Below are 13,665 nucleotides of genomic sequence, written 5' to 3'. Positions count from 1 at the left end.
AAATGCCCGTCAGGCTAGGCGTCGTCGGGCTGGGTCGCGGCTTCATGCTGATGATCCCGACCTTCACCGCCGATCCGCGCGTGAAACTGGTCGCCGCCGCCGCCCCCCGCGCCGAAAGCCGCGCGGCGTTCGAGGCCGAGTTCGGCGGTCGGACCTATGACGACATCGTGCCGCTTTGCGCCGATCCTGAGGTGGAGGCGGTCTATATCGCCACGCCGCACCAGATGCACGCCGACCACGTCTGCACCGCGCTGGCCGCCGGCAAGCATGTGCTGGTCGACAAGCCGATCGCCATCTCGATGGCGGATGCCGACCGCATGGTCGCGGCCGCCGAGGCCTCGAGCAAGCATCTGATCGTAGGCCCCAGCCACAGCTTCGACCCGCCAGTCGAGGCCGCGGCGCGCCTGATCGAGAGCGGTGAGGTGGGATCCCTGCGGATGATCCAGGCGTTCAACTACACCGATTTCCTCTACCGCCCCCGGCGCCCCGAGGAACTGCGCACCGAAGAGGGCGGCGGCATCCTGTTCAGCCAGGCGATCCACCAGATCGACGTGGTGCGCCGGCTGGCCGGTGGCCTTGCCACCCGAGTCACCGCGATGACCGGCGCCTGGGATCCCGCGCGCCCGACGGAAGGCGCGTTCAGCGCGCTCATCGCCTTTGCCAATGGATCCTTCGCCAGCCTGACCTATTCCGGCTACGCGCATTTCGACAGCGACGTCTGGATGGATAATGTGGGCGAGCTGGGCCAGCGCAAGGACCCCGCCGCCTATGGCAAGGCGCGTCGCGCCTTGCAGGGGCTCGACGCCGAGGCCGAAGCCGCGCTCAAGCAGACCCGCACCTACGGCAGCGGGGCCGGGCTTATCGAGGCGGAAAACAACGAGCATTTCGGCCCGGTGATCGCGCTGTGCGACCGCGCCGACCTGCGGCTGACGCCTGCCGGGCTGGATGTCTTCGGCGACATCGAGCGCCGCTTCGTCGAGGTGCCCTTCGGCCCCGCCCCGCGCGGACCTGTCATCGACGCGCTGGTCGGCGCCGTGCGCGAGGATCGCGCGCCCGCCCAGACCGGCGCCTGGGGCCGCGCGAGCCTCGAAATCTGTCACGCGATCCTGGAATCGGCGGCCTCGGGCCAGCCGGTGGATCTGCAGCGCCAATGCGGCATCACGTAAAGGAGGAACACGTGTCCGATCTGAAACTCTCCCTCGCCATGGGGAATTACGACCGCACGCGGGCCATCGTCGACGGCCGGGTCAAGATCGACGGCGTCGATCCCGTGCCGATGCTGCTGTCGCCCGAAGAGATGTTCTTCCGCGCCTTCCGGCACGAGGCCTTCGACATCTCGGAGCTGTCGCTGTCGTCCTATTCGATCTCGGTCGCGCGCGGGAACCCGCATTACGTCGCGATCCCGGTGTTCCTGAGCCGCGCGTTCCGTCATACCTCGGTCTATATCCGCACCGACCGCGGCATCGACCGGCCCGAGGATCTGAAGGGCAAGCGCATCGGCATCGCCGAGTACCAGCTGTCGGCCAACGTCTGGGTGCGCGGCATCCTGGAAGAGCATTTCGGCGTGAAACCCTCGGACGTGACCTGGGTGCGCGGCGGCATGGACACGCCGGGCCGCCCGGAAAAGATCGCGCTGACGCTGCCCGACGACATCACCATCGAGCAGGCGCCCGAGGGTGCCACGCTGAACGGCATGCTGGCGGCGGGCGAGATCGACGGCTTCATCGGCCCGCGCTGGCCGCGCTGCTTTGCCGAGGGCCATCCCCATGTCGGCCGCCTGTTCCGCGACAGCATCGGCGCGGCCGAGGAGTATTTCCGCCAGACCCGCATCTTCCCGGTGATGCACGTTCTGGGCGTGCGCCGGACCTTGGTCGAGGAATACCCCTTTCTGCCCGCAGCGCTGCTCAAGGCGTTCTCGGAGTCGAAGAAGCTGGCCGAAGAGGCCTTGAACGACACCTCGGCCACCAAGGTGACGATGCCCTTCGTCGAGGACACGCTGAACCGTGCCCGCGCGCTGATGGGCCCCGATCCCTGGAGCTATGGCGTCGGCGCCAATGCGCATGTGCTCGACAAATTCCTCGACTACCATTTCGCGCAGGGCCTCTCGCCGCGCCGGGTGCAGGTCGACGAGCTGTTCCACCCCTCGACCCTCGAAGCCTACAGCCTGTGAGCAAGGAGGCCCCATGAGCCGTTACCAACCCGGCGATATCGTCGAGATCCGGCTGGAGCAGGGCCTCGCCTATGCCCAGCTGACCCATGAGCACGAAAGCTACCCGCCCGTCGTGCGCCTGTTCCGGGGGCTGAGCGACAGCCGCCCCTCCGATCTGGAGGCGCATGTCGCGCAGGCTCCGCGCCTGACGGCGATGATCCCGCTGGAACAGGCGCTGGACCGGCTGGGGCTGGCGCATGAAAAGGCGGGCAGCGCCGCGCTGCCCGAGGACGAGCGCAAGTTCCCCACCTTCCGCATGCCGATCCGCGACAAGCAGGGCGAGATTGTCTATTGGTGGTTCTGGGACGGGCAAGGGCTGAGCTATTCGGTCGAGCTGGACGCGATCCAGGACAGCCTGCCGCTGCGCGAGGTGATGTCCTCAGCCAGGTTGCTGCAGGAATTGCAGGCCCCGGCCTGAGCACGAAACACGACAGGTCCCCATGATCCCCTTTATCGGCGAGATCTTCGCCATCCTCGCCGCCTTTTGCTATGCCTTCGGCTCGGTCGCCGCGACCAAGAACGCGCGCGAAAAGGGCGGGCGGGGCAATGCCGTGCTGCTGTCGATCGTGTTGACGGCGCTGTTCTCGGGCGGGTTGTGGCTGATCATGGGGCCGTCGCTGCCGCCGATTGACACAGGCTTCTGGATCGGCGTGGCGATCTTCGTCGTCGCCGGCATGCTGGCCACGGTGCTGGGGCGGATCTTCTTCTTCCGCTCCATCGAGCTGGCCGGCGCCATCGAGACCGGGCTCATCCGCCGGCTGATCCCGGTGTTCGCCGCCGTGCTGGCGATCCTGTTCCTGGGCGAGAGCCTGACCATCGCCAGCGCGCTGGCCTTCGTGCTGGTCTTCGCCGCCGTGGCGCTGGTGGTGTTGTCGAACAGGGGCCAGATCGTCGCCGATGACGAGGACGCCCGGCGAGCGGCCGGCGAGCGCAACACCGGCCGTGTCCTGGCGCTGATGTCGGCGGCGAGCTATGGCGGATCCTACGTGGCGCGCAAGTTCGCCATGCGCTGGCTGCCCGATCCGCTGATCGGCGCCTTCATTGGCGCGGTAGCCGCCTTCGTGTGGTTCGCCGTCGCAGCCCTGTTCAGCGCCGCCTATCGCCGCCACCTGAGCGAACTGTTCCGCCGCCCGACCGGCTGGCAGCTGGTGGCGGCCGCCTTCGTATCGCTGGGCCAGACCGCGCAATTCGTGGCGCTCAGTTTCACCACCGTCACCGCCGTGGCGATCATCGGCACGATCGAGATGTTCCTCGCGGCCTGGCTGGCCGCCTGGGTCCTGCGCACCGAGGATCGCCCCGGCCCGATCTTCGCGCTGGCTTCGCTGATGGCGATGGCAGGCGTGATCGTGCTGGCGCTGGTGCGCACCTGAAATAACACAAGAATTCCGAAACGGGAGAGAGACAGATGACCAGGGAAACCGACCGCCCCACACCCTGCGAGGTGAAGACGCTCTACGGCAGCGACGCCATCGCCGAGATGCTGCGCCGGCTCGACACGCCCTACGTCGCGCTCAACCCCGGCTCGAGCTTCCGGGGCCTTCATGACAGCATGGTCAACTACCTCGGCAACCAGGATCCGCACATGCTGCTGTGCCTGCATGAGGAACACGCGGTTTCCATCGCCCATGGCTGGGCCAAGATCACCGGCAAGCCGATGACCGTGGTGCTGCACGCGAATGTGGGCCTGATGCACGCCGCGATGGCCATCTACAACGCCTGGTGCGACCGCGTGCCGATGCTGATCCTCGGCGCGACCGGCCCGGTCGACGCGGCCAAGCGTCGGCCCTGGATCGACTGGCTGCATACCTCGCGCGATCAGGCGGCGGTGGTGCGGCCCTATGTGAAATGGGATGATCAACCGGCGTCGCTGGCCGCCTCGCTGTCGTCGCTGATGCGGGCGATGCAGATTACCACCTCGGCCCCGATGGCGCCCACCTATGTCTGCTTCGACGTGACGGTGCAGGAAACCGCCATCGAAGCCATGCCCGCGCTGCCCGATCCCGCGCGTTTCGCAGCCCCTCAGGCCCCGGGTGCGAGTGCCGCGCAGGTCTCGGCCCTGGCCGACATGCTGGCCGAGGCGCAATCGCCGGTGATCCTGATGGGCCGCGTCTCGCGCGATGAAGGGGACTGGGCGCGGCGCGTGGCGCTGGCCGAGTATTTCGGCGCCCGCGTCATCACCGACATCAAGACCGGCGCCGCCTTCCCGACGCGCCACAAACTGCACGCGGGCGCGCCCGGGTTCTTCCTGTCGGCTGAATCGGTCGAGGCGCTGTCGGGCGCGGATCTGGTGCTGTGCCTCGATTGGGTGGACCCGGCCGGCACGCTGGCGCAGGGCAAGCTGGGCGCCGGGGCCAAGGTGGTCAACGCCACGCTCGAGCCGATGCTGACGAACGGCTGGTCGATGGATCATCAGGACGTGGTGGCGAGCGATCTCACCATCCTGACCGAGGCCGATGCGCTGGTCGCGGCGCTGTGCGAACGGCTGGGGCTGGAACCCGCCGCACCCGCGCCCCGCACGGCACCCGCGCCGCACGGGCAGGAGCCCGATGCCGTGCTGTCGCTCGACGCGCTCTCGCATGTGCTGCGCGCGGGGCTGGCCGAGGATCCGCACACGCTGGTGCGTCTGCCCCTGGGTTGGGACGGTCGCCATTGCGATTTCACCGGGCCGCTCGATTATCTGGGCTATGACGGCGGCGCAGGCATCAGCTCGGGCCCCGGCATGGTCGTGGGCGCGGCGCTGGCACTGAAGGACACGGGCCGCATGCCGGTCGCGGTTTTGGGCGACGGCGATTTCATCATGGGCGCGACCGCGCTGTGGACCGGGACGCATCAGAGCGTGCCGATGCTGATCGTGGTGGCCAACAACCGCTCGTTCTTCAACGACGAGATCCACCAGGAACGCGTCGCCCGCGACCGCGACCGCCCGGTCGAGAACAAGCATATCGGCCAGGCGATCGACGAGCCGGATATCGACATCGCCGGCCTCGCGCGGGCGCAGGGCGCGGTGGGCATCGGCCCGGTCGCGACGGTGGCCGCCTTCGAGGCCGCGCTGGCCGATGCCGTGGCGCAGGTGCGCGCGGGCAAGTCGGTGGTGATCGACGCCCGCATCCTGCGCGGCTACGTCAAGGAGATGGCCGAAGGCATGACCGCGGAACAGGACGGCTGAACAGAATGGCTATGCGGGGCGTCGTGGATGGGCAACGGGTGACACGAAACGGTTGAAAAGACATCTAACCCTTGCGTCCTGCACGGGAAATCAGCACAAATGGAAGCGACCCGTCGCCGGCATCGCGCTGGCGACGGGGCTTTCGTTTCTGGCCGATTGAGACCGTTCCACATGGATGAAACCGCGCCCTCGGGGCATGAAGACTTCGATCCCAAGCTGACCGAAGAGCGCCTCGCGCGTCTCGTTCGTCTCGCCGCCAGGGCTTTCAACCGTTCGCTGCAGATGCGCCTTCAGGACGAGGGGATCACCTTCGGCCAATGGATCTTCCTGCGCATCCTTTGGTACAATGACGGGTTGTCGCAGCGCGAGCTGAGCCAGCGCGCGCATCTGACCGAACCCACCGCGCATGCCGCGCTGACCAAGCTGGAGAAGCAGGGCGTGATCACGCGGCAGAAGATGGACGGCAACAAGCGGACTTTGCGGATATTCCTGACGCCCAAGGGCTGGGAATTGCGCGACCGGCTGGAGCCGATGGCGCATGACGTCAACCTGATCTCGCTGAAGGGGCTGGAGGAGGACGAGGTGCGCGTGCTGCGCAAGGGTCTCCTGGCGATCATCACGAATCTCGAGGCCGATGAGAACGCCGCCGCCGAGCAGGGGATCAAGGTGCCCGCGACCCGGTCGAGCTTCTGACCGGGTCGCAGGCGGGTTGGTGGGGCAGGGCGCCGTTCAGGCGCCCGCCATCTCGCGCATCAGCGCCGCGTCGAGCGAGACCACGTCAGCATATTTCGCCTGCAGGTCCAGCAGGCTCTGCTCATGTGCGGGCTGGCTGCGGTCGCCCACCGCCTCGCGCACGACGATCGGACGGAAGCCGTTCTGCAGCGAGTCCACCGCCGTCGCGCGCACGCAGCCCGAGGTCGTGCACCCGGTGATCACGAGCGTGTCGACACCCTCGGCCACCAGCCGGCTCGACAGGTCGGTGCCGAAGAAGGACGAGGCGTATTTCTTCACCAGCGTGCGTTCTCCGGCCGCGAGGCTCAGCCTCGGGTCCAGCTCGGCCCCATCGCCGCTGGCGGCCAGAGTCTTCAGCCCGCCCTGTTTCAGTGGCCAGATCCCGGCGTCAGACAGATCCGGCTCGTCGTAGCGCACGGTGGTGAAGAACACCGGCTCGCGGCGGGCCGCGAAATCGGCGATCAGTGCGTTGATCGCCACGATCTGCGACGACAGGTCCGCGCCCAGCGGCAGGTCGGGATTGGTGAAACCCTTGATGACATCGATCACCACCAGCGCCGAGCGGCGGCCGAAACCGATGGTCTGCCCGAATCCACGGGCCTTGAAGGCTTGTTCGTCCATGAAGTTTCTCTCAGTTTGGATCCCGGAAGCCCAGGGATCGGGATATGGAATGGGCATAGAGGCGGTTGAGCCGCCGGGTATCCTCGCGCCGGCCGTCGCGGCTGCCGTCACGGTCGTAGATCGTGCTGAGCACGCCCACCGGCGCACCGGTCTCGTCGCGGAAGGCGCATGCTGTGCCCTCGATATTCTCCAGCCCGCTGCCGAGGTTCTCGGCGTAACCCAGGTCGCGGGCGGCGGTGACGTGCTCGGCCAGACCCTCGTAGGTCAGGCCGCTGTCTTCCAGGTGGCGGCTGATCTCATCGCGGCGCGAGGTCAGCTCGACCTCGGGCTTGGCGGCGATATAGGCGATCTGGAAGGCCACGAAATCGGACCAGCCGTTGATGATTCGCCAGATCGGCACGCGGGTGCCCGTGGGCCAAAGCCTGCGCATGGGATGGGCGATCGGCGTACCGATCCGATCATAGAGAATCAGTTCCTGGCTTTCCTCGGCTGCCAAAGTGATGTGCACGAGGCAGTTCGCCTTGAGCGCGAGCCCGTCCGCGTCGTTCAGCGCAACTTGCCCCGCGCGCGAGTGCAGCCAGACCTCGTAGCCCATCTCCCAGTAGCGCAGCGAAGGGCTGTAGCGGGACTTGGCGTTCTTGTGAACGAATCCATACGCCGCAAGGGTTTGCAACAGGCGGTGCACGTTGCTCTTGGTCATGCCGAGAGCCGCCGACAGGTCGCTGATGCCCGCCGGCGCCTCGCAGGTTGCCAGGTGCCGCAACAGGATCAGCCCCTTCGAGAAGGACTTGTCAAGACCTGCCTTATTGTAGGGCAGATCGGGGCTTTCGTCGGTCATGCTGCACGCCTCACTCGACGGAAAGAAATGTGAAAGATTATTCTCTAATTCCGGTACGCATTTTCTACAATATAGAACACTGGAGGCCAATACGATCCGCCATACCGGAAAGCCCCTTCTCACCACCGCGCTTTCTTCCGCGCTGTTCGCAGGTGGCTTCACCGGCCCCGCGCTGGCGCAGGAGCTGAGCCAAGGGCATCTCAACATCATCGGGCTCAGCCAGCTTCATGCCGCTCTATGCCGAGCGGGATATGCCGTTCTGGACCCAGACCCTGGCCGAGGTGTTCTCTGTGACCTCGAACTGAACGGGGCGTTGGGTCTTGCTCTGGATGACGGAGACGCGCACGCAACCGCCGTTGACACCGTGAACCTTGATCGCCTCATTGTCCGTCTCCTGGTTGGGGCGGACTCTACCTCAAACTGGAGGAAGAAGTGGGGCTCAGGTCAGAAGGAGCGATGCTTACGTAGACAGCATTTAAAACCCCACTGCATCATCCTATCCGGAAGATATGTGGCCAACGCCGGGAACAGGATCAGGATCCCCACCAGCAGGATCATCGCCACCCAGAACGGCAACACGCCGAGGAAGATTTCAGCCAGCGGCACCCGGGGCGCGATGGATCGGACGATGAACACATTGACCCCGACCGGTGGCGAGATCATCGCCATTTCCAGCACGATGACGATGATGACGCCGTACCAGATCGGATCGAAGCCCAGCCCGATGACGATGGGGTAGAGGATCGGCATGGTCAGCACGATCATCGACAGCCCCTCAAGGAAGCAGCCCAGCACCAGATAGCACAGCAGGATCAGCACCAGCGTGGTGATCGGCCCGGCGGTGACCCCGGCCAGCCATTCGCCCACCACATGCGGCACGCCGGTGAGCGAGATGAACGGGTTCAGGATATAGGCCGAGATCAGGATCAGCATCACCGTCGCCGTGGTCCGGCCGCTGTCGAGGATCGCCCGCCAGAGCCCCGCCAGCGTCAGGCGGCGCAGCGCGAAGCCCAGCACGATGGCCAGTCCCGCGCCGACGGCCGAGGATTCGATGGGCGAGAAGATACCGGTGTAGATCCCGCCGATGGAGACGAGGATGATCGCCAGGATCGGCAGGGCGCCGAGGGTCGCGCGGGCCTTCTCGGTCCAGTTGGTGCGCGGGCCGCGGGGCCCCCAGCTGGGGAAGATCGTGCACAGAAGCGTCACGGTGCCGACGAACAGCAGCGCCAGCAGGATCCCGGGCACCACCCCCGCCAGGAACAGGCGGCCGATGCTCTGCTGGGTCAGGATCGCGTAGAGCACGAAGCCGGTCGAGGGCGGGATCAGAATCCCCAGCGTGCCGCCCGCGGCGACCACGCCGGTCGACAGGCGCGGGGAATAGCCGAAGCGGTCCATCTCGCCGATCGACACCTTGCCCATGGTCAGCGCCGAGGCGATCGACGAGCCGGACAGCGCCGCAAACCCGGCGCAGCCGACGATGGTGGCCGAGGCAAGCCCGCCCCTTAGCCGCCCGATCCAGGCGTAGGCCGCGTCGTAGAGAGAACTGCTCATCCCGGCCTGTGTCGCAACATTGCCCATCAGGATGAACAGCGGCACCACGATCAGCTCATAGGAGGTGGCGACGGTGAAGCTCTCGGTGGCCAGCATGCTCAGCGCCGGGTTCAACCCGTTCAGCGCCGCGGTTCCGGCCAGACCCACGGCCAGCATGGCAAAGGCGATGGGGACGCGGATCGCCATCAGCACGAAGAGGGCGAGGATCCCCAGCCCCCCGATCATTGCGGGTGTCACGTTGCGGGCTCCTGCTGCGCGGCGGGGGATTGGGCCCGACCCAACGCGATTTCGATCAGGTGCAGCACCATCGACAGCGCGACGATGCCCGAGGCCAGGGTGATGGCGATCTGGAACGGCGCCTTGGGGATGCGCAGCACATTGGTGCCGAGGTTCAGCATCCGCGAAATCTGCGCCGCCTCCCAGCATTTCCAGCCGATCAGCACGAAAAGCGCGGCCCCCAGCGCCGTGGCGATCAGGTCGAAGACGCGGTTCAGGGCGGGCGGGAACAGGGTTTCCAGCAGATCCAGCCGCACATTGCCCGCGGTGCGTTCGCACAGCGGCACACAGCCGAAGACGATGACCACGAAGCACATCTGCACGATGTCGGGCGAGCCGGACAGCGGATGCCCGAAGGCCCGGGCGATCACGTCATATAGCACGACGCCGAGGCCTGCGGCCAATCCCAGGCCGCCGACCCAGGCCGAGAGGGTGACCAGAAGGTCGACCCCCTGACGCGCCACCAGATGTCAGCATCCACCTGCGCGATCACATCACGTACGCGCTGGAAGTCCGCCTCACTTCGCGGTCGGCATCCACGATCGGTATCAGCGACCAGATGCTCGATGTTCCAGCTTGCGATCCGTAGCGTCTCTGCATGTGCAAGTAGCGGAGCGATCAGAAGCGTGATGAGCAAAAGAAATCGCATGAACTTTCCCGTTGAGGCCTGAGAGGCAACAGATTTCCTAGCCTCGATCCGCAACGGGCATCCGGGTAGCGCAAGACGGGCAAACTGCAGACATGTTACCGGAAAAACCGCGCCCGGGCCAGACTTTACCGGATTTCAGACGCTATTCGAGAGCGTGCTGGAACTGTCCGTACTGCTCGACCACCTCACGTGGCATTGCCAAGTTGTTTGTCTTTGGTCGCGGGTTGGCGAGGCGTTCGTTTTTCAAGCTGCCATTTCTGCCGTGTAATCGGCCCACAGGCAGAAGGCATCTGCTCTTGCGTGTCGATATGAGAGAGCTGAGAGGTTGTATCGGCGGGGACGAAAGAGGGTGTTTATCTGATCGTGGGCTGACAGAAAACGTTGAGCTTGACGAGGTGATTTGAATCGCCCCATGATCTTCTCTCGCTTCCTCGTCTGACGGTGTGAGTTTTCAATTCTGTTGTTCAGGCCCTTGTGGGCCCGATGATCAGCATCTGGCGTCAGGTCTTGTATCGGCTTGATATAGCTGCGCAGCTTGTCCGTCACGACGACACGTGGTTCACCGAATTGCTTGACCAACCTTGAGAAAAAACGCTTGGCAGCTTTGGTATTGCGGCGAGCTTGAACCAAAATGTCGAGCACGTCACCAGCGGCGTCAATTGCCCGCCAAAGCCAGAATTTTTTTCCGCTGATCGTGATGACAGCCTCATCCATATGCCACTTATCGTTCGGCTTGGGCCGGTCTGTGCGAATACAGTCGGCAAAATGTCGGCCAAAGCGGTTGATCCAGAGACGAACCGTTTCCCTGCTCACGATCACACCGCGTTCAGCAAGAAGATCTTCCACATCGGCCGTGCTCAACGCAAATCGATGATAGGCCCAGACCGCGAAGGCGACAACTTCACGCGGAAAACGAAACCCCTTCAGACGGGGAAATGAGCTCGGCAACTTCATCTCGTCTCGATACCCGAAACGCGGAGGTCAAACAACTTGGCAATGCCGTACAGACATATGGCCGAAGGCGCTGCAGGAGTGAAATCGTGAGCATCACCGAAAAAACCGTGCTTGATGATCCGGCCTCATTCGCCGCTTCGGCAGAGACGTTTTCGATCATTGCGCAGAACGACATATCGCGGGCGGCGCTTGCGCGTGCAACCGGTCTGTCTCGCATGACGCTCGGTCAGAGACTTGCCCCCCTCATCGAGAGTGATCTGGTCGTGGAGTTGCGCGAGACGGTTCCCAGCGGCGGCCGGCCGACGAAAATGCTCGGAATCAATCCGGATCTCGGGCTCCTTCTTGCCGCCGATATCGGCGAGACCACCATCCGCCTTGCTGTTCTCAACGTGCAGGGCACCATCCTTCACCGGGAGACACTTGACTATCGACCCGAGGATGGAGCGGAGCCTGCACTCAGGAACATCGCCAACGGCTTCGACACCATGCTGTCTGGCCTTCCGGACAGGCCTTTCCTGATTGGTCTCTCCGTCAGTCTGCCCGCGCCGATCGACGTCAAGGTCGGACTGGTGGTCGGCCCCTCGATCCTGAGAGGATGGGATAATTTCCAGATCGTGCCATGGCTGGAAAGGCGGCTGGGCATCCCCGTGTTTGTCGAAAACGACGTCAATCTGATGACGCTCTACGAATCCCGACGCGCACCGGAAGCCGGCGATGATTTCTTCTTCATCAAGATGGGCACGGGGATCGGCTCCGGCCTGATCGCCGACGGACACCTCTATCATGGCGCCAACGGCGCTTCCGGGGATATCGGTCACATCCAGCTCAACCGGGAGAAGGCCCCGCTGTGTCGTTGCGGCAAGGTTGGCTGCCTCGAGGCCCATGCCGCCGGCTGGGCGATCGCGCGCGAACTGCGCGCAAGCGGCTTCGAGGCAGAGGATGCGCATGATGTCATCCGCCTGATCGATCAACACGTTCCCGAAGCGATCGGCCTTCTGCGGGAAGCCGGCCGCGCGCTCGGCGAGGTGGTTGCCGATGTCGTGAGCATTCTCAATCCCAGGACGATCAGAATCGGCAGCACGCTGGCTGCGGCGCAGGAATACCTGCTCGCGGGCGTGCGCGAGCGGGTTTATCAACGCTGCCTGCCGCTGGCGACCAATAACCTGATCATCGAAGCCGCGCCGCCCAACGAGATCGGATGCCTGACGGGCGCCGCCCTTCTGCTGAAGCAGAAAGTGTTCACAAGAGATGGCTCCGAACGCTTGCTGAAGCGATATCAGGAGTGGCGCCTGGCAGACTTCGACAACAGGCGGCCCACCGAAATGCAAAAGGCCGAGTGACACCGAAAGGGAAACCAAGAGGAGATCAATGTCCTGCGCCAGAGCATTTCGCAGTCAGGCGGAATCGCCTGACGCCCGCGAAAACGCGCCAAAACCAGCAGATAGAGCGTTCCGTGTTTCCGTGAAAAGCGGAACCGCTCCAAGCTTGAACGGACACCTTGCCCAGCCCATTGCGCGCCGTGACCGGCCTCGCCGCAGGTTTTGGCGGCGGCGTAGGGCCTTTCCGACCACGCCGATTGCTCAGTTTTACGGATATGACGGCGTACAGTTCGGCATCTTCACGCTGATGGCGCTGGTGCTTGGCGGGCTGACCCCGCCCGTCGATCGTCGGCTACATTTCTTTCCTGACCGCCTGGCTTCCCTCACTTGTGCTCAACTGAGTCCTCTCTCGTCGGCTGACTGGAGGTCGGCATGAGCACGAAGATGGCAGGGACGAGTGGCCGGCGGCGCTTGAGGTATTTCGAGCATCGCTATCCCGGGGTGGCGACAAAGCCCGGGATGACCGGCTTTTCCTTGAAGCTCAGCACCTGGACCGTCGTCTCGTCGCCATGGATGAGGGGCTGCGATCTGAGCCGCAGCTTCAGCGCGTCATAGGTGCGGATGAGATGCGTCTCGCTCGAGCCGATCACCCAGTGTCCCAGGGCACCACGGCTGACGGGAACGCCGGCGCGCTCGAATGTCTGCGCCAGGCGGTAGAGCGGCGTGCCGTCGACATATTTGTGAACCAGGGCGAAGGCCAGCGTCGAGGCCGTGACGATACTGCCAGGCAAGGGCTGCGCCGGCATCGGCGCGGTCACGACCGGCGTGTTGATGCCGGTGCGGTCGCAATGGCGGCAGGCATATTTGAACCGCACATTCTGCAAGACCTTCGCCTTGACCTCGATATGAAGCTGCTCGGTCACGGTCTCGCCCATGCGATGCATCCGGCCATGACAGCACGGGCAGGCCTTCTGATCGTCGGGAAGGTCATATTCGACGCGCTCGCGCGGCAGGTTTTCCGGCAGCGGCTTGCGGCCGCGCTTCCTGCCTTCCGGCTTGTCCGCAGGCGGCAATCCGGTATCCGGCAGATCAATAACAGCGCCATCTTCGCCGTCGCCTTCGTCCGCGGCTGCAACCTGCTCGGCTTCATTGAAGACCCGCACACCACGTTTTTCGCTGCGCGGCGCAAACCGATGTGAGCGCGCAAGCGCCAATTCTTCCTCGAGTTTGACGACGCGTTTGCTGAGCTGACGGTTCTCCGCTTGCAGCGCAGCTATTTGCGCCATCAGTTCTTCAACAGTTGGTTTGCCGGTTCGATTCATCGGATTCTTGAATCTGAACCGTCCGGCC

At 64.7% G+C, this 13,665-nt stretch carries 12 protein-coding genes and 1 pseudogene; 7 read left to right on the top strand and 6 right to left on the bottom strand.

Translation table 11 applies throughout. The features are described from left to right. Window positions 1–2: 2 nt before the first annotated feature. From Mame_RS25565 to Mame_RS25540, 6 genes are all read left to right on the top strand, one after another. Window positions 3–1,166 (top strand): Gfo/Idh/MocA family oxidoreductase, encoded by a 1,164-nt coding sequence (locus Mame_RS25565; RefSeq protein ID WP_018065873.1) that lies wholly within the window; start codon window positions 3–5, stop codon window positions 1,164–1,166. Window positions 1,167–1,177: 11 nt separating this feature from the next. Then, on the top strand, window positions 1,178–2,170 hold the full coding sequence (locus Mame_RS25560) for an ABC transporter substrate-binding protein (protein ID WP_018065872.1): 993 nt from the start codon (window positions 1,178–1,180) through the stop codon (window positions 2,168–2,170). 13 nt (window positions 2,171–2,183) lie between these two features. Next, window positions 2,184–2,627: a hypothetical protein gene (locus Mame_RS25555; protein WP_018065871.1), complete on the top strand. Its 444-nt coding sequence runs from the start codon at window positions 2,184–2,186 to the stop codon at window positions 2,625–2,627. Window positions 2,628–2,649: 22 nt separating this feature from the next. Next, a complete protein-coding gene (locus Mame_RS25550; protein ID WP_018065870.1) occupies window positions 2,650–3,579 on the top strand; it encodes a DMT family transporter in 930 nt (309 codons plus the stop codon). Between the two features lie 35 nt (window positions 3,580–3,614). Next, complete coding sequence (locus Mame_RS25545) at window positions 3,615–5,375, top strand: thiamine pyrophosphate-binding protein (RefSeq protein WP_018065869.1); 1,761 nt, start codon at window positions 3,615–3,617, stop codon at window positions 5,373–5,375. Window positions 5,376–5,546: 171 nt separating this feature from the next. Beyond that, window positions 5,547–6,068 carry a MarR family winged helix-turn-helix transcriptional regulator gene (locus Mame_RS25540; protein WP_018065868.1) on the top strand — a complete coding sequence of 174 codons (522 nt, stop codon included), beginning with the start codon at window positions 5,547–5,549 and terminating at the stop codon, window positions 6,066–6,068. Window positions 6,069–6,104: 36 nt separating this feature from the next. On the opposite strand, the gene Mame_RS25535 is transcribed toward Mame_RS25540, so the two are convergent. The 5 genes from Mame_RS25535 to Mame_RS25515 form a co-directional block, all read right to left on the bottom strand. Further along, entirely contained in the window at window positions 6,105–6,728 is a 624-nt protein-coding gene (locus Mame_RS25535; RefSeq protein WP_018065867.1) for an isochorismatase family protein, read from the bottom strand. A gap of 10 nt (window positions 6,729–6,738) precedes the next feature. Next, complete coding sequence (locus tag Mame_RS25530; protein WP_018065866.1) at window positions 6,739–7,566, bottom strand: IclR family transcriptional regulator; 828 nt, start codon at window positions 7,564–7,566, stop codon at window positions 6,739–6,741. Window positions 7,567–8,010: 444 nt separating this feature from the next. After that, a complete protein-coding gene (locus Mame_RS25525) occupies window positions 8,011–9,354 on the bottom strand; it encodes a TRAP transporter large permease (protein ID WP_155122309.1) in 1,344 nt (447 codons plus the stop codon). Then, window positions 9,351–9,857 carry a TRAP transporter small permease gene (locus tag Mame_RS25520; protein ID WP_018065863.1) on the bottom strand — a complete coding sequence of 169 codons (507 nt, stop codon included), beginning with the start codon at window positions 9,855–9,857 and terminating at the stop codon, window positions 9,351–9,353. Before Mame_RS25520 ends, Mame_RS25525 begins: the two co-directional genes overlap by 4 nt. A gap of 428 nt (window positions 9,858–10,285) precedes the next feature. Further along, a complete protein-coding gene (locus Mame_RS25515) occupies window positions 10,286–10,996 on the bottom strand; it encodes an IS6 family transposase (RefSeq protein WP_018065752.1) in 711 nt (236 codons plus the stop codon). Between the two features lie 86 nt (window positions 10,997–11,082). Between Mame_RS25515 and Mame_RS25510 the strand changes: the two genes are divergently transcribed. Beyond that, window positions 11,083–12,336, top strand: coding sequence for an ROK family protein (locus Mame_RS25510; RefSeq protein WP_018065753.1), 1,254 nt, complete (start codon window positions 11,083–11,085; stop codon window positions 12,334–12,336). A 506-nt stretch (window positions 12,337–12,842) separates the two neighbouring features. On the opposite strand, the pseudogene Mame_RS25505 reads toward Mame_RS25510, so the two are convergent. Further along, window positions 12,843–13,637, bottom strand: a pseudogene (locus tag Mame_RS25505) (IS66 family transposase); the annotation flags it as partial. Between the last annotated feature and the right edge of the window lie 28 nt (window positions 13,638–13,665).

Source organism: Martelella mediterranea DSM 17316 (genome assembly GCF_002043005.1).
Lineage (GTDB): Bacteria > Pseudomonadota > Alphaproteobacteria > Rhizobiales > Rhizobiaceae > Martelella > Martelella mediterranea.
Note: the sequence above shows the minus strand (reverse complement) of the source record. Positions and strands in the feature narration are given on the sequence as shown.

What these genes read in the sequence shown, in the direction of transcription:
- Mame_RS25540 (WP_018065868.1), top strand. Translation starts at nt 5,547, where the DNA reads ATGGATGAAACCGCGCCCTCGGGGCATGAAGACTTCGATCCCAAGCTG.
- Mame_RS25545 (WP_018065869.1), top strand. Translation starts at nt 3,615, where the DNA reads ATGACCAGGGAAACCGACCGCCCCACACCCTGCGAGGTGAAGACGCTC.
- Mame_RS25555 (WP_018065871.1), top strand. Translation starts at nt 2,184, where the DNA reads ATGAGCCGTTACCAACCCGGCGATATCGTCGAGATCCGGCTGGAGCAG.
- Mame_RS25535 (WP_018065867.1), bottom strand. Translation starts at nt 6,728, where the DNA reads ATGGACGAACAAGCCTTCAAGGCCCGTGGATTCGGGCAGACCATCGGT.
- Mame_RS25565 (WP_018065873.1), top strand. Translation starts at nt 3, where the DNA reads ATGCCCGTCAGGCTAGGCGTCGTCGGGCTGGGTCGCGGCTTCATGCTG.
- Mame_RS25515 (WP_018065752.1), bottom strand. Translation starts at nt 10,996, where the DNA reads ATGAAGTTGCCGAGCTCATTTCCCCGTCTGAAGGGGTTTCGTTTTCCG.
- Mame_RS25530 (WP_018065866.1), bottom strand. Translation starts at nt 7,566, where the DNA reads ATGACCGACGAAAGCCCCGATCTGCCCTACAATAAGGCAGGTCTTGAC.
- Mame_RS25550 (WP_018065870.1), top strand. Translation starts at nt 2,650, where the DNA reads ATGATCCCCTTTATCGGCGAGATCTTCGCCATCCTCGCCGCCTTTTGC.